At 65.2% G+C, this 445-nt stretch carries 1 pseudogene; it reads right to left on the bottom strand.

Features of this window, described 5'->3' with window-relative positions:
- Positions 1–445 (bottom strand): annotated as a pseudogene (locus HWY05_RS37935) (histidine kinase); the annotation flags it as partial.

Below are 445 nucleotides of genomic sequence, written 5' to 3'. Positions count from 1 at the left end.
CGTGATCTCCTCCGAGCCGATCTTCACCTGCGGCGCCTTCAGCTCGACGATCAGATGCGACAGGCCATTCGCGCGATGCGACCGGGTCGCCTTCGACAGCATCAGATCGACGATCCGGCTCGTGCCGATGATCGACGACAGCGAGGTATCGCGCAGCAGATGGGCGAGCTCGTCGCGCTGCGACTTCGGCAGGCGCAGCACCTCGTCGAGGATGAGCTGCAGCGACGCGGGGCTGGTCTCGATCGCCTGCCTCAACATGCGAAGCTGGAACGCCTTGCTGCGGCGCTGGATCGCGTCGAAGCCGGGGAGATGGCGGGCGATATGCACCGCCACGATGTCGAACACCTGCCGCTCGATCTGCTCGATCGAGGTGCCCGGCTCATCTGGAAACGGATAGACCTGCTCGTACTTCCATTCCTCCACCACGGCCCGCGCCTGCGCAACC

The sequence above is a fragment of the Paraburkholderia sp. BCC1876 genome (assembly GCF_902833695.1).
Lineage (GTDB): Bacteria > Pseudomonadota > Gammaproteobacteria > Burkholderiales > Burkholderiaceae > Paraburkholderia.
Note: the sequence above shows the minus strand (reverse complement) of the source record. Positions and strands in the feature narration are given on the sequence as shown.